This window comes from Mycobacterium sp. (assembly GCF_035697385.1).
GTDB lineage: Bacteria > Actinomycetota > Actinomycetes > Mycobacteriales > Mycobacteriaceae > Mycobacterium.
The window spans coordinates 36,796-58,702 of record NZ_DASSCY010000317.1; the positions used below are offsets into that span (position 1 = coordinate 36,796).

Here is a 21,907-nt window from a genome sequence, read left to right on the forward strand (position 1 = left end):
GCGCCGCGGGGACTCGGGGTATGCCCCGGCGCGGGGGCGTGCGCGATTCTGGGCACACCGACCACCTCCCATTCCGCGGTGGGCGTTGCCGGCGCGGCTTACAGAAGCTGCTAGTAACCTCGGTCACATTACGATGACGCCGACGACATTGTCAAATAGTTTTCACACACGTAAGTGGAGTTGTCGTCGCTCGCCATCACCGCCGATAGAGCGCGATTTCGATGCGTACGACGACATCTATTCGTCGTCCGGGATGAGCGGGGTGACACGGTATTCGACCAAGGTGCGCATCACCAGCGACGTTGTGGTCCGCTCGATTCCATCGATCTCCAGTACTTGACCGGCTATCCGGTAGAGATCGTCGGCATCGCGCGCAACGACCTGGATCAGCAGATCCATCGCCCCGCTCAGTCCTTGCACTTCTAAGACTTCGGGAATCGCATTCAGATCGGCGGCAATTGCGGAAAGTTTTCGTTGCGTCACGTTCGCGAACAGGTATGCGCGTAGTGGAAAGCCGAGAGTTGCCGGGTCGATGCATCGTTCAAACGAGTCCAGGGCGTTGCGCTCGTCCAGTCGGCTCAGTCGTGCCTGAATGGTGTTCCGCGACAATCCTGTTCGATCGGCGAGAGCGACCGCGCTCGCACGGGGTTCGGCGATGAGTGCCCGAAAGATGCGGACATCGATCGGATCTGCGCGAAAGGCCTGAACCATGACGCCAACCTCCAATTCGGTGGGCTCCCAGCTTGTCGAATCGACAAGCGCTGGGCCCACGACTCCGGGTGCACATTGGCATTATGCACACAATAGCGCGGCATGGTTGCGCGAAAGGCGAGCACCTAGCCACACTTGTTGCGCGATCTGTACACGTTCGCGCAGAGAAGGAGTACACCGATGACCGCGGTCACCGAGCCCGAGCACAGCCTCGGTGGGTCTATCGATCTTGAAGCACTGGCGGAAATCGAACGTCGCACGCTGTGGTTGTCGACGGCCATGATCCACCACGCGAACCGGGTGCGTCCCAACACATCCGGACTCAAGGTCGGGGGACATCAGGCGTCGTGCGCGTCGATGGTGTCGATCATGACCTCGCTGTGGTTCGCGGCGCTGCGTTCCGATGACCGGGTTTCGGTCAAGCCGCACGCCTCACCGGTATTACACGCGATCAATTACCTGCTCGGTGAGCTGGACGAGTCTTATCTGACCACGCTGCGCCAGTTCGGTGGCTTGCAGTCATATCCAAGCCGGTCCAAGGACCCCGATCCGGTCGACTACTCCACGGGATCGGTCGGTATTGGTGCCACGGCGCCAATCTGGGGAACGATGGCACGCCGCTATGTCAACACCACCCTCGGCGCCGACGCGGGCACCGGCCGGCAGTACTCACTGGTCGGCGATGCCGAACTGGACGAGGGCGCGGTGTGGGAGGCGATCGTGGATCCCGGCATCGTCGATCTTGGCGAGGTGGTGTGGATCGTCGACCTCAACCGGCAGTCGCTCGACCGGGTGGTGCCGAACATCGCCGCAGGCCGGCTGGAATCGATGTTCGAGGCTGCGGGTTGGCAGGTGATCACAGTCAAGTTCGGCGGCCTGCTTGAGTCGCTGTTCACCCGGCCCGGCGGTGACGTGTTGCGAACCCGCATCCTGGAGATGTCGAATCCGGAGTATCAGCGGCTGCTGCGCTGCGACGCGTCGGAACTGCGCGTCCGTCTGCCCGGAACCGGTCCTGATAACGGGCAGATCGCGGAACTGATTGCTGGTCTGGATGATTCGACACTGCTGGCCGCGATTCGCAATCTCGGCGGGCATGATCTGCAGGCTCTCATTGATGCCTACGGGCGCATCGATGACACCCGGCCCACTGTGATCATCGCCTACACGATCAAGGGCTACGGTCTGCCATCGCAAGGTCATCCGCAGAACCATTCGTCGCTGCTGTCGGTCGAGCAGTATGAGTCACTCGCCGCCGAGCTTGGTAGGGATCCGCAACAGCCCTGGGGCCGGTTCGACGAGGGGACCCCGGCCGCGCAGTTGTGCTCGCACGTGGCGCGGGGGCTACATCGGCAACCGGCTCCCACCTCGGTGGTACCTACCGTCCCAACAGATTTCGGCCGTACCCCCAAGGGCACGGCCACCACGCAGGCAGCACTGGGCCGGGTATTGCTTGACCTGAGCCGGGCAGCTCCGGAGGCGGCACGTCGAACAGTTACCGTGAGCCCCGACGTCAGCTCCACCACGAATCTGGCGGGCTGGATCAACAAGGTCGGTGTGTGGTCGACCGCGGAACGCTACGACTGGTTCGCCGACGACGCCGAGACCCTCATGCACTGGCGAGAGCAGCCCACCGGGCAGCACATCGAACTGGGCATCGCCGAAACCAACCTCGTCGGCCTGATCGGCGAGTTGGGCGCCACCTGGAGCCGCTGGGGTGAGCCGCTGTTCCCGATCGGCGTCCTCTACGACCCCTTTGTCGAGCGCGCTTTGGAACCGTGGACCTACGGCATATACGCGGGTGGGCAGTCAATCCTGATCGGGACTCCGTCGGGGGTTACCCTCGCTGCCGAAGGCGGAGCCCACCAATCGATTACGACGCCGTCGGTAGGCATCGAAACGCCAGGTTTGATCTCGTATGAGCCTGCGTTCGCCATCGACGTGGAATGGACGCTGCTGGCCAGCCTGGCCCGGCTGGGCCGGCCCGACGGCACCTCCGCTTACCTTCGGCTGTCCACCCGGCCGGTCGACCAGCAGCTCGCCGAGGTGCCCGAAGACCTGGCTGCACGCGAGCGCCGTCGAAAACAGGTTGTGGCCGGCGGATATCCGATCGTTCGCAGGGATGGCGCGGTGGTGACCATCGTCGCGATGGGCGCGGTGATGACCGAAGCGCTTGCAGCCGCCGAGCGTCTGGGTTCAGCCGGTGTCGTCGCCGACGTCGTTTGCGTCACCAGCCCGGGGCTGCTGTTCGAGGCAATGCAGGCCCGGCAGGGTCGTGGCACCGCCGAGAGTTGGATCCTCGATCAGCTGTTCCCCGTCAACCGGGCGACCCCGATCGTCACCGTCCTCGATGGGCATCCCCACACGCTGGCGTTCCTGGCCGGCGTCAATCGCGTGCACCACGTCGCGCTCGGCGTAAGCCGGTTCGGACAGGTCGGATCGCTAGACGAGGTCTACAGATACCACGGTCTAGACGCCGACAGTATCGTCGCTGCCGCGCTCGACGTTCTCGGCGCCGCAGGTGAAGCCGCAACGACGCGAGCCGATTCGTGACGACAATAAGTCAGGCCGAGACCAGTGTGCCGCTGCCCGACCTCGGCGAAAGCGTCACTTCGGCCACCGTGACCCGCTGGTTGAAACAACCAGGTGACGAGGTCGCCCTCGACGAGCCGATGCTCGAGGTGTCCACCGACAAAGTGGACACCGAGATCGTCTCGCCCGCAGCAGGAACATTGCTGCGCATTCTCGCCGACGAAGACAGCGTCGTCGCCGTCGGCGAACCCCTGGCTGTCATCGGAGCAGGAAACCCCGCCGCTCCGGTGACGACGCCTGTTCCCGCCGAGGAGGTGGTGCCCGATCGGCGGGAACAGGCACACCAAGTGACCGCGGCGGATCCGGTCGAACCCGAATCTGTCGCGGCGGCAACGACATCCACGGCAGTCAGCGCACCCGCCGCGACTTCGGCGCCGGAGCCAGTCCGTTCCTCTGACTCGACCATCGAGAAACTGCCGCGAATCCGGCAGACCATCGCGCGCCGCATGATGGAGTCGCTACACACCTCGGCGCAGTTGACCACCGTGCTGGAAGCCGACGTCACCGCGGTCGCGGCCGTGCGCGCCCGGCACAAGGACGATTTCCTGCGGCAGACCGGGATCAAGCTGTCGTTTCTGCCGTTCTTCGCGAAGGCCGCCGTGGATGCGCTTGCCGATCACCGCGTCATCAACGCCTCCTTGAACGCCGACGCCACCGAGGTGATCTACCACCATGTGTGCCATCTCGGCATGGCCGTCGACAGTCCGAAGGGGCTGATGGTACCGGTGATCCGAAACGCCGAGAATCTGAGCGTCAGCGGTCTCGCGCGTGCCATCGCGGATCTGGCCGGCCGGGTGCGCGACGGCACGGTCGGCGTCGACGAGCTGTCCGGCGGCACCTTCACCATCACCAACACCGGCAGTCGTGGTGCACTATTCGACACTCCGATTATCAACCAGCCGCAATCGGCCATCCTCGGGCTTGGCGCAGTAGTGGAACGAGTCGTGCCGACGCGCGTCGACGGCAGCATGCAGATCAGCGTGCGATCGATGGCGTATTTGTCGCTCAGCTACGACCACCGACTGGTCGACGGCGCCGATGCCGCCAGGTATCTGGGCGCGGTGAAGAATCGCCTCGAAACCGGTTTCAGCGCATCAGATATTTGAGCAGAGCTCGTACTATTGCGTTGAATCGTTGTCGACTATGTTCGTCTCGAACGAGCAGATTCCCGAGAATCCCGATGGCGCAGGCTCGTCGCATCGCTCGAAGCTGAGATGTGCTGTTGGGCGGCGCCGGAGCTGCTACAGATCCCTATCGCGAGCTTGGGCCCACTGTTCACAACGGCGCTGAGTCGCGGGCACGATCCAGGCCGTAAAGACGGCTGTTGAAATCACCATCGTCCAGAACATCGCTTGGCTCTCAGTGTTTATGAGACATTGGCACCTCGCGCCGTCATATGACGGGCACTGCTGCTTCCTCGAGAGGCTCCACTCCCGGCAGACGCAGGAAGTCCCCGCCCAGCGCCTCGCGCGTCAGGGCGTCGACGTCGTTGTCACCGAAGATGGTCTCGCTTTCGATCAGACCGCCGGCGAACCGGAACTCTGCGAAGCTGCACTTCTTCCGTTTCTGCCCATCGCCGTCATCGACATCCCACTCGAAGACGACGATGACCGACTCATCGACGATCCAGTGGCGGATTGTCGACGACGTGACAGCATCGCCAAACTCGGCGGTGGCCACCATGCGCTTCCACATCTCGAGGACCGCGTCGCGACCACTAACCCGCAAGCCCAGCGGATAATGCAAGTAGTAAGGATCTGCCGACATCGTCGCCATGCAACCATCCCAATCGGCGCGAACCTCGCACTCCGTATGGCGATTGACCAGCTCGATCATTTCCTTCGCCCCGAAGCTGGTAGTCATGGGTTCCCTTCGATCTCTGGTAGACGCATTGCGTCGGCGAGTGTTGTCGGCTGCATTCGCGAGATACTGACAATTGTATAAAATGTTCGACGTTGTAGTCAACGAATGCTTCACTGAAGCTTGGGCCGTCTGTCGCTGGTTCAGCGTCACCGCAGCCACGTTCGAGGCCGAGGAGCCGAGGGTCAACCACACCGAAATATGAGATATTCGAGCCTATTTCGACATCGTCGACAAGGCATGAGCACAGAACACCACGAGTCTCGGATCCGATGCGTGGAGTGCTCTGAGCGCAGAAGGTCAGCCGAACAGGATGTCGGCGACTCTCTTGGTGTCCATGTACTCACGCACCCGCGAGATCAGGTCGCCCTCGAACTCGAACACGAGGTGGTACTTGTTGCTGTAGTGCTTGCCATTCTTCAGGTCGGCAGCGGACTCGGTTTCGACCGAGACCCGGTCGCCCTCTGCGATGAAGCCGACCGGAGTGAACTTGATCGGGGGGACAACCATCGCAGCCTGTCCGGCGATCATCTGCTCGATCGCTGCCCTGTCATGGTCGCCAGAGAGGGGCAGATCGCCGGCCACCCACCACGTTACGTCGTCAGTCAGCCGCGCCAGAATGGCGTCGACATCTCCGCCCTCGAGTGCCTTCAAGAGCTCGGCGACTACGGCCTTGTTCTGCTCTGGGCTCATGGGTGAATTCCTTTCCCTCTGCTGTGGACTCAATACAGATCTGTGCCGGGCTCAAGTCCGCAGAGAACGCGGCCGTAGAGTTCCGCAGCCGTCGAGTGGATAAGGAAGGCGTGCACGGACAAGGCCCCGATGTCGCGGACGATGCGTTGCGTCGGGTCCTTGAGGTGGATGGCGCTCGCACCGGATGCGCGCCGCGCGATGTCGATGACCTCGCGGCAGAGATCGACCACCCAGGCGACGTCGGCACGGATTCGAACCCGCTCCTCCAACTCGAGCGGTCCGTCGGCGAGCTTCATCGCCGTATCGCGGGCCCGCTTGGCGTGGAAGCGTGCCTGATCGAACTTCATCGAGGCCTCGGCGAGCTGGAAGTGCGTGACCGCAGCGTCAGCCGCACGCGTATAGCTGGTGTAGGTGATGCCCTTCTTGTGGATGCGCTCACGGAGCAATGTGAGAGCTTGGCCGGCGAGACCGAGCGGAGCGCCGACGCTACCCGCGTTGAAGAATGGGATGGTCGGGATCTGATAGAAGGGATCGGCAAAGTCGGCCGACGGCTGCGGCGAACTCGGCCGCGCAACTCGATGGTTGGGAACGAACTTGTCCGTCACGGTCATCGAATTCGAGCCCGTCCCCGCCAGGCCGGAGACCTGCCAGTCGTCGGCGACAACGCAGTCTTCCTTAGGTACCAGGAACGTCGCGACCTCGGGAGGGTTGTCACCGTCCGTGATGAAGGACAGGAAGATGACCCACTGCGCATGATGCTGGCCGGAGCAGAACCGCCAGGTACCGGACAGACGGAAACCCCCGTCGACGGGAACCGCCTGCCCGGTGGGCGTGAACGACTGCGCGACCTTGGGGTACTCGTGTGCGTAAACCTCCGCGTTCGCCTCGTCGGAGAACGCTGTCAGCATGTACAAGTTGCCGATGTAGATGCTGGCGACCCAGGCCGTTGAACCGCAGGCCTTCGCGAGCTCCTCCGCCACATCGCTGAAGGTGTCGATCGACCCTTGGTGGCCGCCCCGAGCGCGCGGCGCGAGCAATCTGAGCAGGCCGGCCTCGTCCAGTAGCCGGACGGTCTCATCGGGGAGGCGCCCGAGACGCTCCGCCTCGGCGGCCAGGCCGCCGATCTCCTGGGCGACTGCGGCTGCTGCCTTGACCACGGCCTCATGGTTGGTGTGCGGGCTCAATGTCTCGGTCATGTCGTTGGTCCCTCTTGTTGGCTCACGGGTTCACCCGGCACCGTATTCCCGGGTGGACGATTATGTCAAAGATTCGTCGGTACTGACAGAACGGCGGCGACCAGCGTGAGAGCACCCAGTAGAGCCGGTACGGAGGTTTCGACCGCCTTGTCTTTGCCGCGCACGTGATAGCCGACGGCGATCGCCATCATGACCGTCAATCCGGCGGCCGCCGCTATACGCAACGGGATCCACCACAGCCCCAGCACAAGTCCTGCGGCGGCGGCAATCTCGAGAAGTCCAGCCGTGACATGCAGGCGGCGCGAGATGCCCAGCTTCCGAGCGCTCTTTTCGAGCGCCTCGACTCCGACCAACTTGGCGACTCCGGACAGGAGAAAGGCGACCGCCAAGACGCCGGACAATATGGCGACGAACGACTGCATGGTTTAGTCCTCCGGTATCGGGAATGTTGGAGTGCCGGAAGCATACCCGGATAGCAGACTATTGTGAAGAATTATCAACGTTTGCGTAAGGAGATGTGGCGATGGCGGCAACGGTGAGGCTCGACGGGGAGGGCGGCATGGCGTTCGGCAAGGCCCTGCTGCGGGAGTTGACACGCTGATGCGTTGGGTGACTAGAGAGAACGTACATCTGGATCGAGTGGCATCGCCGTGGCTCATCCGGAGGAGCATCGATCCGGATGCGGAGTTCGTGTTCATTGACCCGGACAAGCCATGGCCCACCGATGCGATTCCGTTCGCCTTACCCGGGGCGGAGATCGGGATGCATGACGAGAACGGTTCCACTTTCGACAAGTTGCTGCGGCGCTACCAGCTCGACGATCCGGTTCTGCACGACATCGCGGATGTAGTGCGCGCCGGCATCCGACACTTGTTCGGGGAGGACCAGCAAGGTGCCACGCCCGAGACCCTCGGGTTGGGCATGGCTCTATTGGCCTTGTCTGAGGGCCTCATGCTGCGGTGGCCGGCGGATCACGACAATATTGAGGCCTCCTGCGAGATCTACGATGCGCTGTATGCCTACTTTTGGGCACGCCGGCTGGATCCCCGATCAGGACCCGAAACGTTCTGGGAGCGGATGGCCGGCCTTCGTGCCGCATGGCGAACAAGAGCTGATGCGACGACATGAACGCCAACCCGACCGGGCTGCGGCATGAACTGGAGATCAGGAGACTGATCGATGGTTGGGCGATTTGGCGCGACTCGTTCGATTGGGAACGCCTCCGGTCGGTCTGGCACGACGACGGACGGATGGTGACGTTGTGGTGGCACGGGCCCCGTGACGAGTTCATTCGCCTGTGCCGCGACGCAGCCGAACGGGGCGCGAAAGTCAGCCACTTCCTCGGCGGCTCGGTTGTCGATGTGCTTGGCCACCGGGCCGTCGCGCAGACCAAAGTGAGGATAGGCCAGCGTGCACTCGTCGACGGCGTGCTGTGCGATGTGGAGGCCAGCGGCCGCTTCTATGACTTCTTCGAATGTCGAGATGACAAGTGGGGCTTGGTCCTTCGCCAACCGATCTACGAACACGATCGCCTCAGCCCAGTCAATCCCACGGAGACCGTGCAACTCGACACGGCGTTGCTGGACAATCTTCCAGAGGGATACCGCCATCTCGCGTACGTTCAAGCGAGGATGGGATTTCACATCGATCTGAACATGCCCGGTCCGTGTGGCAGTCAGGCCGACTCCCTCTACGCCAGTGGTGCGCGCTGGCTGCGCGGTGCACCACTCGATCGTTGAAACCCGTTGAACGACAGTCGCTAACAAGCGGTTGACACGGTGCATCGATCTCCGGCATCTCGAGGCCAGCGACCGGCGCAACTGGGGGGCCAATCCTACTGTTGCTTACACATACGACGATAGATTAACGTAGGTGTCGAGGAACACAGCCGTTCTGACGGCTGTGCAGTTCGTCCGGTCGACAAGGAGATAAGGGCGATGACGACAGTCGGTTTCGTTGGAGTGGGTCGTCTCGGCCTGCCCTTGGCGTGTTCATTGCTCGATGCGGGCTTCACGGTGGTTTGCACTAATCGCGGCAACGCCGAACTCCTCGTCGCGCGCGGGGCAACAGTGCCGGGTGACGGGTCGGTATCGGCTGTCGCTGAGGCCGCGGACGTCGTCGCTAGTTGCCTGCCGTCTGTTGCCTCGTTCGACGAGGTCACATCCGAGCTGCTCGCGGTCGATGACCCGCCGCCGCTGATCGAAATGAGCACACTGCCCGTATCTGAGAAGGAAAGGGTACGCAAGCAGTTCAACGAGCGCGGCTCGGAATTATTCGATGCACCGGTCAGCGGCACACCGGCGATGGCGCAAGCCAAGATCGCGGTGATCTACGCCAGCGGAGACAGCTCGGTACACGACCGGTTGAAAGACGTCTTCGCGGCAATGTCGCCGAACTACTGCTTCGTGGGGGAATTTGGGACCGGCACCAAGATGAAGCTGGTCGCCCAGTTCCTGGGCCTCGTCCACGTGACGGCCGCGTCACAGGCCATGGCGTACGCGCACTTGGCGGGTCTCGACCTGCATCAGGTTGCAGAGCTCATCTCCGCGAGTCCCGGCGCCATGTCAGGCCAATTCAAGATACGGGCCCCGCTCATCGCGTCGGGCCAGTTCGAAGGGCGGCTCGTTACCGTCGACATGAGTTTGAAGGACGTCGACGAAGTCATTGCCTACGGACAGTCGATCAATGCGCCCGTCGACTTGATCAGCATCGTCGGCGAACACTTCCACAAACTCGCCGCTGACGGCCATGGAGCATCTGACCCCGCGACCCTGTTCAAGGCCTTCGTCGGCTGATCAGATATGCGATGCCGTCGGCGGGGCAGGGCGGTTGTTCGTCGGCATCTGGGCAGTACCGACGGACAAAATTCAGTAGTGAACTCAGTAGTCCTGACGTCGTACAGTCGTCCGCGCCGTGCCAAGGTGTGACGATGACCACACTGGCAACGCCGCCTCGGGCAGAAGTAACGGCTCGGCTCGAGGCCAGACCGAACCCCATTGGCCGAGCAGTCGGGCCGCGACCCGATGCGGCCGTATTGCAGCAGTTGATCTCCGAAACCATGTGGGATCTGCGGAAGGCCACACACAGCCAGGATGCGTTCGCCGCTCGGCGCGCCACGCGGCGCATGACGGCGCTCCTCGACGAACTCGCGAACTCCATGATCAGCGAATATGCGTCGACGCCCACACCGGCCCTGTAGTTACCGACTCGCATGCGCCCTCTGATCTTCGGCGCTGAACACGGCTGCCGCCTGCCGGCCATGGATTTTACTTTGCCGTTAAGCTTTGAGCGTGGCAGCTAACAAGCCGGGCTCGAAGGCGACTCCGAAGGCGACCGCGAAGGCGACGAAGTCGCGGCCGGCCCCGAAAGCCGCTGCTGCGACCCGCACCGACGACGCACCTCGCAACACATCGCGCCGAGGTCTGGTAGAGGACCAGATCTTCACGGAAGCGGCGCGCCTGTTCGCCGAGCGTGGGTTCGCGGGGACGAGTCTGCAGGATGTCGCCGATGCGATGGGCATGACACGACCCGCCTTGTACTACTACGTCAAGAGCAAGGACGAGCTGCTTGCTCGGCTGGTCACCGAGACGACCGAAGCCCCCGCGGCCGAAATCAAGCGTCTGGCCACTCACCCCGGTAGTGAGCCAGCCGCGCGATTGCGCGGCGTTGCACACGCCATCGCCCTGCGGCGGGCGAACGATCCCGGGCGCTTCCAGATGTTGGTCCGCTCAGAAGCGGAACTCCCGGACGATCTCGCCCGCTCGCAGCGCGCGGCCCAGCGGGCGACGCTGCGGGAACTCATCCTGCTTATCGAGGAGGGCATCGAGGCCGGTCAGTTCCGGCCGGTCGATCCGCGAACCACCGCGCTTGCGGTGATCGGCATGTGCAACTGGATCGCCTGGTGGCAGCAATCGCTGGGCGAGCACACCCCGACCGAGGTGGCCGAGCAGATTGCCGATCTCGCCCTGGGCATGGTTCGTTCGCCCGACGGGCACCTACCAGGCGCGATTGGTCCACGTGCGGCGATTGCGCAACTTCGTGCGGACTTGGACTACCTCGAGCGGACACTCGACCAGCAAAAACAATCGAAGACCACGGAGAAACCGAGAGCCCGTCGGCGGTCGGGTTGATGCCCGCGTTATAACAACCGGCATCGCCCTGGATGTAGCGTCGGTTTATGCACGTGCGGTCGCTGGGCAAGCTCCCTGCCGAAGTCACGAACTTCGTCGGGCGTGAGCGTGAGCTGGCTCAGGTGCGGCGTGCGCTTACCGCTACTCGGCTGCTTACCCTGACCGGGCCCGGCGGAGTGGGAAAGACCAGGCTCGCACGCCGGGTCGCCTGTGACGTGCATCCGGCCTTTCCGGACGGTGTATGGCTGGTGGAGCTCGCCGAGTTGGGGCAGGGAGACCTGCTCGCGCTCCATACGGCGGTAACGCTCGGGCTCACCGACACCTCGGGCGACCCCGCTCAGAGGCTGGCGGAGTACCTGTCCGACAAGACCATGCTGCTCGTCATCGACAACTGCGAACATCTGATCCAACCGGTGGCAAGCCTGATGAGCAGACTGTTGACCGCGGCGCCTGGACTGCATGTTCTGGCGACCAGTCGCCAAGTTCTTGGCAGCGAGGGTGAATACCTGTTCGAGGTGCCGCCGCTATCCGTGCCGAGGTCGTCTGCGCTGGACCGGATCGAACCGGCGGATCTCCACTCCGAAGCGGTAGATCTGTTCCTCGATCGCGCGGCGGCGGTGCTTGCCGTCCTCCCTGACGGGCCGGAATTCCGGCGGTCGGTCATTGAGATCTGTCGCCGGCTCGACGGCATCCCATTGGCGATCGAACTGGCTGTCGCCCGCTTGCGGGCCTACTCGGTGGGGGAGATCCTGCTGCGCCTCGAACGTTCGTTGGACGTGCTGACCACAGGACCACGGTCGGCTCCCGCCCGGCATCAGACATTGAAAGCCACCATCGACTGGAGTTTCGAGCTGTGTTCGCCGGTGGAACAGCTGTTGTGGGTCCGGTTGTCGGTCTTCGCCGGCGGATTCGACCTCGACGCGGCAGAATCCGTGTGCGCCGACGATCGGCTACCCCGAGACGATGTCTTCGATCTTGTGGCCGGCCTCGTCGACAAGTCCATCCTGCGGAGGCAGGACGCGGTTTCGGGGCGTGGTGCCCGCTTCTCGATGCTGGAAACGATGCGCGAATACGGCAAGGAACGGCTCGCGACGTTGGGCGAGGCCAGAGAGGTCCGACTTCGCCACGTTCGATACTTCGCGGCGCTAGCACAGCGCGGCCACGATGACTTCTTCACCGAACGGGAGATCCCGTGGTTTCAGGACATTCGTGCGAACCATGCGAATATCCGCTTGGCATTGCAGGAATGTATCTCCGGCGTCGGTGAGCCACGGGTGGCGCTGTCCATAGCCGCCGTCCTGCGCATGTTCTGGGCATCGCCGGGACTGGTCGTGGAAGGCTGCCAATGGTTGCGAAAGGCTCTCGCGGCCGACACTGAACCGTCGGCGGCCCGCGCAGAGGCGCTGTGGGTACTCGCGTACATAGAAGTGCTACTGGCAGAAGTAGATTCGTCATTGAAAAGCATGGCCGAGTGCAGAAAGCTCGCCGGCGAGTACTCACTGGATCGCATCAACGCAGCGCTGACCCTGTGTCCGGTAATGGCCGAATTCTTACTCGGTGACACGCGCGCGGCGCTGTCCGCTGCGGAGAACGCGGTCGCCGCGGGGCGCTCGGTGAATGACCCTGCCATCACCGGGGAGGCGATGTTTTTCGCTTCGGCGATGGCGTTCGCACTGGATGATTCGCGCGCTGACAACCTGGCCATCGACGCATTGACTTTCATGCAGGCGCACGGTGCTCAGCTTTGGCGTGGATCGGCGCTCTGGATCAACGGTCTGATGCACTGCCGCAAGGACCGCCGTGAGGTCGCCGTCGACTGCTTCACCACGGCGATGGTGATCTTCAGACAAATGAACCATGATCTTGGGACCGCAATGTGCCTGGATGGAATGGCTTGGGCAGTAACGCTTTCCGGCGACTACGTCCGCGCCGCTCGACTACAGGGTGCAGCAGATGTGATATGGCGGGCGGGGCCGCTCCGGATGCCATACCAGTTCGACCGAGCCGAGATACGAGAAATGGTTGAGGCGCAGATTCGCGAAGGCATCGGAGATGCTGCATTCGACCAAGCATTTGTGGACGGAATGTCACAGCCGCTCGACTCTCTGATCGGGTCACACGGCGGCCATGAAGTCCGCGGGGAGTCCGCCGCGGATTCGGTCATCTCCGATCAGCTCCAGTCGCTCACCCAGCGGGAACGCAAGGTGGCCGAGCTTCTGGCGAAGGGGATGCGTAACCGCGAGATTGCGGCGGCTTTGGTGGTTTCGCCCCGGACGGTGGAGTCGCATGTCCAGAACATCCTCACCAAACTGGGCTTCCATTCGCGCACCCAGATCGCGGCGTGGGTTAGTCGGGCACAGCTGAGCGACAGATAGGTCGCTGAGCGCAGACCGGGTGAGCGTGGGGCGTCACGAAACGTCCTCGGTCTCGCCGGGAACGGCGACCGGCAGTTCGTAGTGGATCTCCGCGGCACGGCGCAGGATGCGCCACTGGCCCGCGCGGCGCTCGAAGATGTCGCGATAGGTCGCCGCGATGCTGACACGACGGCCGTCGGGGCCGGTTCCGGCGGCGAGCACGTCGGATACCCCATCGGCATGATCGGTGTCGGAGAAGGTCAGCGATGTGTTGGTGGTCCAGTGGTGGCTCTCGGGTAGCTGTGTCTCCCAAATGATTTCGCGTATGAAGTAAAGGATCTCGTCGATGCCGTGGTAATCGCCGATCGGCTCACCCATCATGAGCGACGCGTCGGGGTGCCAGACCGCGGCAAATCGATCCAACTCATGCTTGTCGACTCCGTGGCAGTATTCGGCGAGCAGCCGCTGGATCGCGGCGCGGCTCTCGAGTTCGTCGATGCGTGCCTCAACGGATCGCGATGGAAGGGCAGTTTCGGTCGCTTGGCTCATAGTCGGTCCTCTCCGATCACACGACGGACTTTGTGTTGCGGCTGCGGTAGCGGAGTCGTTGCCAAATGCCTCGGAGCCGTTGCCAGATGCTGGTCGGGACGTCGGCCTGAGCACCGGCTACTGGCGCTTCGTGTGCAGTGGCGACGGCCTCGATGCTGTCCCTCAACTTCTCGGCGAAGCCCCTTGCCAGCTTCGGCAGCAGCGGCGTCGCCATCGCCTCCCAGGCGGGTGCCATGGGACCCTGGCCGTTGATCGAGACCTCGAGCTCGATTTCCGTGCCCCCATCGGGCCGTGAGTGGGCCTTGTACGTCCCGGCGCCCTCCACGGGGTCGTTGTCCAGTCGATAGGTGAACTCGACCAGATCGGGTCCCTCCCAGCGATCGATCCGGACCAGGACGTTGACCGTGCGGACCATCGCCGCGACGCCGACCTTCAAGGTCCAGCGCGAGTTCATCTCGTCGATCACTTCGAACTCGCGATAGCCCGGCATGGCGGCCGCCCAGTTGGACATGTCGCTGACGTAGTCCCAGACCTGATCCGTTGACGCGTCGATCCCCAGGGTGAGCGAATGATCGATCACGCCAACTCCTCCGATGGCTTCCCGGCCGCGTGACGGGCAGATAGCCAGCCTTGTGTCATGCCTCGGGTATTGGAGAAACCACTTTGGGAGCCCGCGCCCTGATCCAGCCGCGCGGACGAACCGCCGACCGCATAGACGCCCGGAATGGGGCGATCGTCATAGTCGATCACTCGGCAATGCTCGTCGATCAGAAGGCCCGTCGACGAAATGCCGCCACCGCTCACCCGCTCCAGCCGGATCGCATAGAACGGCGCCTGTGCGACGGGGCCGAGGTTGGGGTTGGGCTTGTTGTTGACATCACCGCACATGTATTTCGCCCACGGCTTCTCACCGCGGTGGAAATCGGGATCGACGCCAGCCTCGCAATAGCCGTTGAAGCGGTCGACCTCGGCCACCAGCCCCTCCGGGTCGATCCCCGTGCGTGTCGCCAGCTCCGCCAGCGTGTCAGCCTTGACCGCCAGGCCATCGGGCAGGTCCTGGCCGGGCATGATCGAGCCGAACGGATATTTGGCGCGCGATTGCGCGTCCTGAATGATCCAGCAGGGGAAGTTCGGTTGACTCTGGTTGCTCCCGTCGAAGTAGTCGACGGCGAAAGCCAAGGTGCGGTAGAAGGATTCGTCGCCGAAGCGGCGGCCCGCGCGGTTCACGACCAGCGCATGAGGAAGGCCCATCTCCGTCAGGGTGTTGCGCCATAGCGGCCGGCCGTCCTCGATCTCCTCGCCGGGTATCGAATAGCCGAGCATCGAGACGTCGGGCACGCGCGCGACCTGTGCACCCAGGCGTCCTGCGAGCCGGAGGTGTGCGCCATCGATCTCGGGGCCCAGCATGGAGTGGACGTCGACATGCTGACTCAGGCGCTTCTCGAAGCCTTGATTTCCGTCATAGCCGCTCGTCGCGATCACCACGCCGCGCCGGGCGCGGACGAAGTAGTCCTGTCCGTCACGCCGGCTGGCTACGCCGACCACCCGTCCTTCGTCATCCTGGATCAGCCCAACCACGTCGGTCTCGGTGAGCAGAGGGATGTCGCGATCCAGCGCCGCCTTGACGAAATAAGCGGCCAGCCCCGGGCCAAGGCAACGCTCGTCCTGCGCCAGCCTGCCGGCCATGACGCCGAAATCCCAGTTCGCGAAGTTCGCGATGCCGCCGGCGCCGAACATGTCCTTGTGGGACATGCCGTAGGGCACGTGCGGCGAGACGCGTACTCGACTCTGCCAGTCGCCGAGACTGGCTGCGGGGAACGGCTCTACCTCGATGAAGCGCCCCTCCGGCACGCCGTCCGCACACTGCGGCCAGAGATAATCGGAGAAGTCGCGGATGAGTGACCAGCGCACGCCCGCGTTCTCTTCGAAGAACTTGAGCGCGATCGGGCCATGCACCGCCTGCGAGCGGATCAAACGCTCATCGCCGAAGCCCGCCGAGAGCCAGCGCATGTAGCCGAGGCCGGCCTCGGCCGAGTCGCTCAACCCGGCTGCTTCCGCAAGGTGGTTCCCCGCGACCCAGAGCTCGCCGAACGAATAGGCGGTAACGCCGCCCACCAACGCCGAACGCTCGAGCACGACCGCTTCGATGCCGTATTCGTTGGCTGTGATCGCCGCGCTCAGGCCGCCGATCCCGGATCCGATCGCCACCAGATCTGTTTCCATGTCCCAACGGTCGGGCACCGGAAACTTCAGTGTTTCCATGCTATTTCACCTCATTGTTCTTGCCGAGCAGTTCGATCGTGGGCGAAGCTGGAAGAGTAGACTCCGACCCGGTGTTGACACATTAGTTTAAAAACTGTCAAATGTGTAGAGCCGCCGTGTGTCGTGAAAATACGCGCTCGAAATGTGCACTGCCTCATCTGCAGGTGCGCGCATAGGGTACGCCCACATGGTCGAGTGCGAGGCGTTGGATGGGCACGGATCGGCAACGTATTGAAGGGAGCTTGACCGATGAGCGAAATCGTCATCGCCGGTGCGGCGGGCTGGGCAGGAATCGAATTGGTCCGGGCGTTGGCCGCCGTTGATGCAGACTTCAGCGTGATCAGCCACAGCGACGCAGGGACAGAACGGCTGCACGCCGCCGGAGCGCGCGATGTGGTGCGGGCCGACCTGGCCGAACCGTCCACTCTCACGGCGGCGTTCACCGGGGCGCGTTCGGTATATGCGATCCCCCCGGCGCTGCATCCGCGTGAAGACGAACTCATCATCAACGCAGTGCGGGTGGCCGAGGCCTGCGGCGTCGAGCGTTTCACCTATCACTCGGTGATGCATTCCAATACGCCCTTCTTGCGCAACCATCTTCGGAAGGCCCGAGCCGAGTCGATTCTGCAATCGAGTCGCCTGAAGTGGACGATCCTTCAGCCGTCCATGTATGCGCAGGTGGTAATCGCAATGTTCGGTGGCCGGCCCGCCGGCGTCGTGGAGGTCCCGTTCAATATCGACGCCGAGATCGCAGTGCTCGATCTCGTCGAAAGCGCCGAGATCGGCGCCAAGATCTTGACGCAGCCCGGCGTTCACGACTACGCCACATACGAACTGGCCGGCCCACTCACGACGATGCGCCGCGCCGTCACTGCCGTGGCACGCGCCCGGGGGATCGACCTGCAGCCCGAAACCGCTCGCGTCGATCAAGGTCCGCTGCCGCCGGCCGCTCAAGAAAACTCCGAGGCGGCCGCCGACATGATTTCCACATTTGCCCACTACGACCGTCACGGTTTCTGTGGAAACCCGTTCGTCCTGACCCAGCTGTTGGGCCGCGCACCGGCCGCCTTCGACGACGTTGCCGCGCGTCAATTTGCCCGCGCCACACCCTAACTCGGATGAACCAGCCGGAGCTGCTGTGGCGAATCACCAGGCGGCTCAGCAGATTCGCGTAGATCCCAAAATCCGACCGGCCGGTCACTCGTCTCAAGGTCGGATCGGTGGCTTTCGCACGCCAGGTTGGAGGGACTGTGCTGTGGCAATCACGGGCCACATCGCGCGGACAACACGATCGGGAAGCTCCGGATCAAGCTGGCCTGTACGCAAGTATGCGGCGATATAGCTGCCGAAGAGGAGGTCGGCGAACACGTCCAGATCCAGGTCACCGCGGATGTGGCCGCGCGTCTGGAGGTGCCGCATGGCCTGAACGATCGTCTGAAGGGGCGGCTCGACCAGGTGCGCGCGGGCTACTTCATCCAACCCGGGAACGTGGCCCATGTCGGCGATGAGGTGGCCGATGAGGCCAGGGCCTCGCTGCCAGACCGCCGTGGGAACGATTCCGTGCAGAACCTTGACAAGTGCCTCAATCGGCGACATCTCGTCGATATCGGACAACGGATCGCCGGTCCGCGACTGCTGCAGAAGGGCATCGAGGGCGTCGATGACCAGCGCCTGCAGGTTCGGCCACCGCCGATAGATCGCCGGCCGGCCAACCCCGGCATCCGCAGCGATGTCGCCGATGGTCAGTCGCGCGTACCCGTCAGACGCGAGGCGCTCCAATGTCGCGTCCAGGATCGCCTTGTCGACAGCGGGATCACGCGGCCTGCCCGGGCGCCGCGGTGTGTCGCGCGTAGGGGTGGGCACAAGGCAAGAATAGCTTGAAAATTTATGTTACATGTCTGTACTGTAATCTAATCCAACCGGCGAACGCCCAACACAGAGGAACCGCCTATGTTGCAGACCGACACGCCATCGGTTCTCGCTCCGTTGGTGATCGAAGCACTAGGCCCTGCCGGGCCTTATCGGACCCGCAATCGCGTGTCGATCGCGGATGTCGTGGGCACGCCGGTCGCCGAATTGAGCCTGGTGCCCAGGCTGTACGTCGCCCGAACGATGGCCGCTCTGCGGGCGGCCCGGACCATGCCATTGGACGACCGGCTGGCTGCTCTGTCCCGTGCAGGCGATCTGTTCGCTACCGGCGAGGTCGCGGGTATGTCCGTCGCCCAGTACGAAGAAACCGTCTGCCGCCTGGGCACTCCGCTGTCGAACGTTCGGACCGCGATCGACACCATCCGGGCCAGCGCCGCCGCGGCATATCGGAGCGTGCGGGCCGCCCGCCCCATCGGCGCCGTCGAGGATTGGCGCGATCCACTGGTGCGGGACGGGCACGGGGTGTGGATCCGTCGGGGCGACGTCTTCGCCGTCCATGCCGCCGGTAATCATCCGGCGGTGCATTCGCTGTGGCTGGAGGCCCTCGCCCTGGGGTACCGGGTGGCTATCCGCCCCTCCCGCCGCGAGCCGCTCACCCCGCATCGACTGGTCACCGCCTTGCGCGAATCGGGTTTCGCCGATGACCACGTGGTCACATTGCCCACCGACTACGACGGCGCGGATGAGATCCTGCGCCAAGCCGACCTGAGCATGGTCTACGGCGGCCAGGACGTCATCGACAAGTACGCCGACGACCCGACGGTGCTGCCCAACGGGCCGGGCCGGTCCAAGATCCTCGTCACCGCGGACTCCGACTGGCGCGACTACCTCGATGTGATCGTGGAATCGGTCAGTTGGGACGGCGGCGTCGGGTGCATCAACACCACCGCCGTCTTCATCGAGGGTGACCCGAGTCCGCTCGCGCAGGCGCTGGCCGAACGCCTCGCGGCAATTCCGAGTCTGCCGCTGCAGGATCCGCGGGCGGTGCTGCCGGTCCATCCGGTTGACACCGCCAGGACATACGAGCGGCATCTCCTGGCGAAGGCCGCCGGCGCCAAAGCGTGGCTCGGCGGTGACGGCGTCGTCGACCCACTCGGCGACGGCAGTGCCGTCCTGCGGCCTGCGGTCTATCAGCTCGACAGCCCAACTGCCGAGCAGGCCGCGATCGAACTGCCTTTCCCGTGCGTCTGGGTCGCCCCGTGGACGCGTGGATCCGGGGCGGCGCCGCTCGCCAATAGCCTTGTGTTGACTGCGATCACACGGGATGAGCAGCTCCTCGATGAGCTGCTTGCCGATCCGTCGATCAAGAACCTGTACATCGGCGGGCACCCGACGTATTGGCAGCGACCGGGAATCCCTCATGACTCGTATCTCGCCGACTTTCTCATGCGCACCAAGGCCGTCATCCGAGGCTGATCGCCGAACTCACGACGAAATCGCATCCAAGGAGAATCCGCATGTCGAATCCGTCCACCGCCATCCTCGATATCCCGTTCGGCGAGACCCCCGATCCGCACGAGTTTCTTCAAGCCGCAATGCAATGGCACTTCAGCCCCGACACCGGATCACCGTTTTGGTTGAAACACGGCGAATCGCTGGATTTCGATCCGCGGCGCGATGTCAAGGAATTCACCGATCTGTCGCTGTTCCCCAACGTCACCAACGAACTGCGTGACGTCGCGGTACGTGATCTCATTCCCCAGGGATATGGCCCGACACCGCCAATCGCGGGGGTGTTCGAGAGCGGCGGCACCACCGGCGCGCCCAAACGCGTGGTCTTCCTCCAAGACTGGATGGACCAAATGACCGCCACCATCAGCACCCAACTCGACGCCGTCGGCGTCCCGCACGACGTGGATTGGCTGGCTATCACACCGACGGGTCCCCATGGGATCGGTCAGTTCATGGGCGCAGTGGCCGCACTCCGGGGCGGCATACGTTTCTCCATCGACATGGATCCCCGATGGGTGAAGAAGCTCATCGCGGACGGCAAATTCGATGGGGCGCGCGCCTATTCGGCGCACTTGATCGAGCAGTCCTCCTACATTCTGCAGACTCAAGAAATCGGCGTATTGGTGGCCACGCCTCCGTTGCTTGCCCAAATCGCCGAGGTCGAGCAGCTGGCGGAGCTGGTGAGACGGCAGGTAAAGGTCATTCTATGGGGCGGAACACGTTTCGACCCCGACACCGCCGACATTCTGCGCACCGAGGTCTTCCCCGAAATCCCGCTGTACGGGTTCTTCGGCAACACCATGACGCTCGGCTCATTCACCGAGCGGATAGGCGACAACGACCTGTGCATCTTCGATCCGATCGCGCCGTGGCTGTCCTTTCGCGTAGTGAACCCCGATACGAAAGAGCCTGTAGCACTTGGCGAACGAGGACAGGTGGTGATGAACCATGTCAGCAAGTCGTTCCTGTTGCCGAACAATCTCGAACGCGACATGGCCACCCGCATCCAGGCGCCCGACGGGGCGGTGGGCGACTCTATCGCCGACGTTGGTCCAGTGGTTGCGTTTGACAACGAAACCGTCATCGAGGGTGTCTACTAGCGGTACTTGCGACGTCAGCGTAAAACTGTTTACTATATCGTGAATCTCTGGGAAGCGGCACCGCCAACGATGCTGAATCACATACCCGGCGACGTAAAATTGAACCAAACATGTTCTATTGCAGCGGGTTTCGACAATCGAGGAGCGAATGCCGATGAGTAAGGGATGGGCGGCCTCCGATATCCCCGACCAGACCGGGCGCGTTGCGGTCATCACCGGAGCCAACACCGGCCTTGGGTTTGAAGCCGCAGTCGTGCTGGCCGCCCGCGGCGCCCACGTCGTATTGGCGGTCCGTAATCCTGACCGGGGCGGGGAGGCAGCGGCACGGATCATCGCCGCGCATCCGGGCGCCGACGTCACGGTGCAGCAGCTAGATCTAGCTTCGCTAGATTCCGTGCGCACCGCTGCTGACCAACTGCGTTCAGCGCATCCGAGAATCGATCTGCTGATCAACAATGCTGGCGTGATGTACCCCCCGAGATCTAGCACAAAAGACGGCTTCGAGCTACAGCTGGGGACCAACCACCTCGGTCACTTCGCACTGACCGGTCTATTGCTCGACCGGCTGCTGCCGGTAGCGGGTTCGCGGGTGCTGACTGTCAGCAGCGTGGCACACAAGGTCAGCGCCCGAATCCACTTCGAGGACCTGCAGTTGGAACGCCACTACAGCCCTGAAGCCGCATATTCACAGTCGAAGCTCGCCAATGTGATGTTCACCTATGAACTGCAACGACGCTTGTCGGGCAAGGGAACAACGGTCGCGGTCGTCGCGCATCCGGGCCTCTCCGATACCGACCTCATCCGTGAGCCGCCGCTGTACTTCCGGGTGTTCTACACATTGACGCGACCATTCATCACGCAAAGCGCTGCCATGGGTGCTCTGCCGATATTGCGCGGCGCGACCGACCCCGACGTGTGCGGCGGAGACTTCCTCGGGCCTTCCAAGCTCGCCCAAACCCGTGGCGCCCCACGCGTTGTGAAGGCAGGCCGCCGTGCCCACGACGAAGCAGCGCAGCGGCGACTTTGGGCCATCTCCGAGGAACTCACCGGCGTCACGTTTCCGGTGTAGCCCGAGACGCAGT

Annotated in this window: 21 protein-coding genes; 12 read left to right on the plus strand and 9 right to left on the minus strand. The window is 63.4% G+C overall.

Translation table 11 applies throughout. The features are described 5' to 3' along the window. Nucleotides 1–237 precede the first annotated feature (237 nt). Entirely contained in the window at nt 238–711 is a 474-nt protein-coding gene (locus tag VFH65_RS26985; protein ID WP_353325850.1) for an Lrp/AsnC family transcriptional regulator, read from the minus strand. Nucleotides 712–891: 180 nt separating this feature from the next. On the opposite strand from VFH65_RS26985, the gene VFH65_RS26990 reads away from it, so the two are divergent. Then, entirely contained in the window at nt 892–3,261 is a 2,370-nt protein-coding gene (locus VFH65_RS26990) for a transketolase-like TK C-terminal-containing protein (protein WP_353325851.1), read from the plus strand. Further along, the gene (locus tag VFH65_RS26995) at nt 3,258–4,406 is read left to right on the plus strand and encodes a 2-oxo acid dehydrogenase subunit E2 (RefSeq protein WP_353325853.1); all 1,149 of its coding nucleotides are present in this window, start codon (nt 3,258–3,260) and stop codon (nt 4,404–4,406) included. Before VFH65_RS26990 ends, VFH65_RS26995 begins: the two co-directional genes overlap by 4 nt. A 286-nt stretch (nt 4,407–4,692) precedes the next feature. On the opposite strand, the gene VFH65_RS27000 is transcribed toward VFH65_RS26995, so the two are convergent. The 4 genes from VFH65_RS27000 to VFH65_RS27015 all read right to left on the minus strand — a co-directional run bounded on the left by VFH65_RS27000 (nt 4,693) and on the right by VFH65_RS27015 (nt 7,471). Then, the gene (locus VFH65_RS27000; protein WP_353325855.1) at nt 4,693–5,136 is read right to left on the minus strand and encodes a nuclear transport factor 2 family protein; all 444 of its coding nucleotides are present in this window, start codon (nt 5,134–5,136) and stop codon (nt 4,693–4,695) included. A 324-nt stretch (nt 5,137–5,460) separates the two neighbouring features. After that, nucleotides 5,461–5,853, minus strand: a complete 393-nt coding sequence (locus tag VFH65_RS27005) for a nuclear transport factor 2 family protein (RefSeq protein WP_353325857.1) — start codon at nt 5,851–5,853, stop codon at nt 5,461–5,463. 29 nt (nt 5,854–5,882) lie between these two features. Beyond that, nucleotides 5,883–7,049: an acyl-CoA dehydrogenase family protein gene (locus VFH65_RS27010; protein WP_353325859.1), complete on the minus strand. Its 1,167-nt coding sequence runs from the start codon at nt 7,047–7,049 to the stop codon at nt 5,883–5,885. A gap of 65 nt (nt 7,050–7,114) precedes the next feature. Then, complete coding sequence (locus VFH65_RS27015; RefSeq protein WP_353325861.1) at nt 7,115–7,471, minus strand: DoxX family protein; 357 nt, start codon at nt 7,469–7,471, stop codon at nt 7,115–7,117. A 178-nt stretch (nt 7,472–7,649) separates the two neighbouring features. Here VFH65_RS27015 and VFH65_RS27020 point away from each other — a divergent pair, with 178 nt between their 5' ends. From VFH65_RS27020 to VFH65_RS27045, 6 genes are all read left to right on the plus strand, one after another. Then, complete coding sequence (locus VFH65_RS27020) at nt 7,650–8,177, plus strand: chromate resistance protein ChrB domain-containing protein (RefSeq protein WP_353325863.1); 528 nt, start codon at nt 7,650–7,652, stop codon at nt 8,175–8,177. Next, the gene (locus VFH65_RS27025) at nt 8,174–8,788 is read left to right on the plus strand and encodes a nuclear transport factor 2 family protein (protein ID WP_353325865.1); all 615 of its coding nucleotides are present in this window, start codon (nt 8,174–8,176) and stop codon (nt 8,786–8,788) included. The genes VFH65_RS27020 and VFH65_RS27025 overlap by 4 nt, the downstream gene beginning before the upstream one ends. Before the next feature lie 198 nt (nt 8,789–8,986). Next, nucleotides 8,987–9,844 carry an NAD(P)-dependent oxidoreductase gene (locus VFH65_RS27030; protein ID WP_353325867.1) on the plus strand — a complete coding sequence of 286 codons (858 nt, stop codon included), beginning with the start codon at nt 8,987–8,989 and terminating at the stop codon, nt 9,842–9,844. Nucleotides 9,845–9,978: 134 nt separating this feature from the next. Next, on the plus strand, nt 9,979–10,248 hold the full coding sequence (locus VFH65_RS27035; protein ID WP_353325869.1) for a hypothetical protein: 270 nt from the start codon (nt 9,979–9,981) through the stop codon (nt 10,246–10,248). 91 nt (nt 10,249–10,339) lie between these two features. After that, a complete protein-coding gene (locus tag VFH65_RS27040; RefSeq protein ID WP_353325871.1) occupies nt 10,340–11,179 on the plus strand; it encodes a TetR/AcrR family transcriptional regulator in 840 nt (279 codons plus the stop codon). Nucleotides 11,180–11,226: 47 nt separating this feature from the next. Then, on the plus strand, nt 11,227–13,554 hold the full coding sequence (locus tag VFH65_RS27045; RefSeq protein ID WP_353325873.1) for an ATP-binding protein: 2,328 nt from the start codon (nt 11,227–11,229) through the stop codon (nt 13,552–13,554). A gap of 33 nt (nt 13,555–13,587) precedes the next feature. On the opposite strand, the gene VFH65_RS27050 is transcribed toward VFH65_RS27045, so the two are convergent. The 3 genes from VFH65_RS27050 to VFH65_RS27060 are packed head-to-tail and all read right to left on the minus strand — an operon-like array spanning nt 13,588 to nt 16,344. Then, on the minus strand, nt 13,588–14,082 hold the full coding sequence (locus VFH65_RS27050) for a nuclear transport factor 2 family protein (RefSeq protein WP_353325875.1): 495 nt from the start codon (nt 14,080–14,082) through the stop codon (nt 13,588–13,590). A gap of 16 nt (nt 14,083–14,098) precedes the next feature. Then, complete coding sequence (locus tag VFH65_RS27055) at nt 14,099–14,662, minus strand: CoxG family protein (RefSeq protein WP_353325877.1); 564 nt, start codon at nt 14,660–14,662, stop codon at nt 14,099–14,101. After that, nucleotides 14,659–16,344 (minus strand): FAD-binding protein, encoded by a 1,686-nt coding sequence (locus tag VFH65_RS27060; RefSeq protein ID WP_353325879.1) that lies wholly within the window; start codon nt 16,342–16,344, stop codon nt 14,659–14,661. The genes VFH65_RS27055 and VFH65_RS27060 overlap by 4 nt, the downstream gene beginning before the upstream one ends. 249 nt (nt 16,345–16,593) lie before the next feature. Here VFH65_RS27060 and VFH65_RS27065 point away from each other — a divergent pair, with 249 nt between their 5' ends. Beyond that, nucleotides 16,594–17,457, plus strand: a complete 864-nt coding sequence (locus VFH65_RS27065) for an SDR family oxidoreductase (protein WP_353325881.1) — start codon at nt 16,594–16,596, stop codon at nt 17,455–17,457. Nucleotides 17,458–17,550: 93 nt separating this feature from the next. Here the strand turns inward: VFH65_RS27065 and VFH65_RS27070 are convergent, their stop codons facing one another. After that, a complete protein-coding gene (locus VFH65_RS27070; RefSeq protein ID WP_353325883.1) occupies nt 17,551–18,207 on the minus strand; it encodes a TetR/AcrR family transcriptional regulator in 657 nt (218 codons plus the stop codon). Nucleotides 18,208–18,294: 87 nt separating this feature from the next. On the opposite strand from VFH65_RS27070, the gene VFH65_RS27075 reads away from it, so the two are divergent. The 3 genes from VFH65_RS27075 (at nt 18,295) to VFH65_RS27085 (ending at nt 21,894) form a co-directional block, all read left to right on the plus strand. Next, nucleotides 18,295–19,689, plus strand: a complete 1,395-nt coding sequence (locus tag VFH65_RS27075) for an aldehyde dehydrogenase family protein (protein ID WP_353325885.1) — start codon at nt 18,295–18,297, stop codon at nt 19,687–19,689. Nucleotides 19,690–19,730: 41 nt separating this feature from the next. After that, entirely contained in the window at nt 19,731–20,825 is a 1,095-nt protein-coding gene (locus tag VFH65_RS27080; RefSeq protein WP_353325887.1) for an AMP-binding protein, read from the plus strand. 154 nt (nt 20,826–20,979) lie between these two features. After that, entirely contained in the window at nt 20,980–21,894 is a 915-nt protein-coding gene (locus tag VFH65_RS27085; protein ID WP_353325889.1) for an SDR family NAD(P)-dependent oxidoreductase, read from the plus strand. Nucleotides 21,895–21,907: the final 13 nt, after the last annotated feature.

Coding starts and splice junctions, on each gene's coding strand:
- VFH65_RS26985 (WP_353325850.1), bottom strand. CDS start 711: ATGGTTCAGGCCTTTCGCGCAGATCCGATCGATGTCCGCATCTTTCGG.
- VFH65_RS26990 (WP_353325851.1), top strand. CDS start 892: ATGACCGCGGTCACCGAGCCCGAGCACAGCCTCGGTGGGTCTATCGAT.
- VFH65_RS27000 (WP_353325855.1), bottom strand. CDS start 5,136: ATGATCGAGCTGGTCAATCGCCATACGGAGTGCGAGGTTCGCGCCGAT.
- VFH65_RS27005 (WP_353325857.1), bottom strand. CDS start 5,853: ATGAGCCCAGAGCAGAACAAGGCCGTAGTCGCCGAGCTCTTGAAGGCA.
- VFH65_RS27010 (WP_353325859.1), bottom strand. CDS start 7,049: ATGACCGAGACATTGAGCCCGCACACCAACCATGAGGCCGTGGTCAAG.
- VFH65_RS27015 (WP_353325861.1), bottom strand. CDS start 7,471: ATGCAGTCGTTCGTCGCCATATTGTCCGGCGTCTTGGCGGTCGCCTTT.
- VFH65_RS27020 (WP_353325863.1), top strand. CDS start 7,650: ATGCGTTGGGTGACTAGAGAGAACGTACATCTGGATCGAGTGGCATCG.
- VFH65_RS27025 (WP_353325865.1), top strand. CDS start 8,174: ATGAACGCCAACCCGACCGGGCTGCGGCATGAACTGGAGATCAGGAGA.
- VFH65_RS27030 (WP_353325867.1), top strand. CDS start 8,987: ATGACGACAGTCGGTTTCGTTGGAGTGGGTCGTCTCGGCCTGCCCTTG.
- VFH65_RS27035 (WP_353325869.1), top strand. CDS start 9,979: ATGACCACACTGGCAACGCCGCCTCGGGCAGAAGTAACGGCTCGGCTC.
- VFH65_RS27045 (WP_353325873.1), top strand. CDS start 11,227: ATGCACGTGCGGTCGCTGGGCAAGCTCCCTGCCGAAGTCACGAACTTC.
- VFH65_RS27050 (WP_353325875.1), bottom strand. CDS start 14,082: ATGAGCCAAGCGACCGAAACTGCCCTTCCATCGCGATCCGTTGAGGCA.
- VFH65_RS27060 (WP_353325879.1), bottom strand. CDS start 16,344: ATGGAAACACTGAAGTTTCCGGTGCCCGACCGTTGGGACATGGAAACA.
- VFH65_RS27065 (WP_353325881.1), top strand. CDS start 16,594: ATGAGCGAAATCGTCATCGCCGGTGCGGCGGGCTGGGCAGGAATCGAA.
- VFH65_RS27075 (WP_353325885.1), top strand. CDS start 18,295: ATGTTGCAGACCGACACGCCATCGGTTCTCGCTCCGTTGGTGATCGAA.
- VFH65_RS27080 (WP_353325887.1), top strand. CDS start 19,731: ATGTCGAATCCGTCCACCGCCATCCTCGATATCCCGTTCGGCGAGACC.
- VFH65_RS27085 (WP_353325889.1), top strand. CDS start 20,980: ATGAGTAAGGGATGGGCGGCCTCCGATATCCCCGACCAGACCGGGCGC.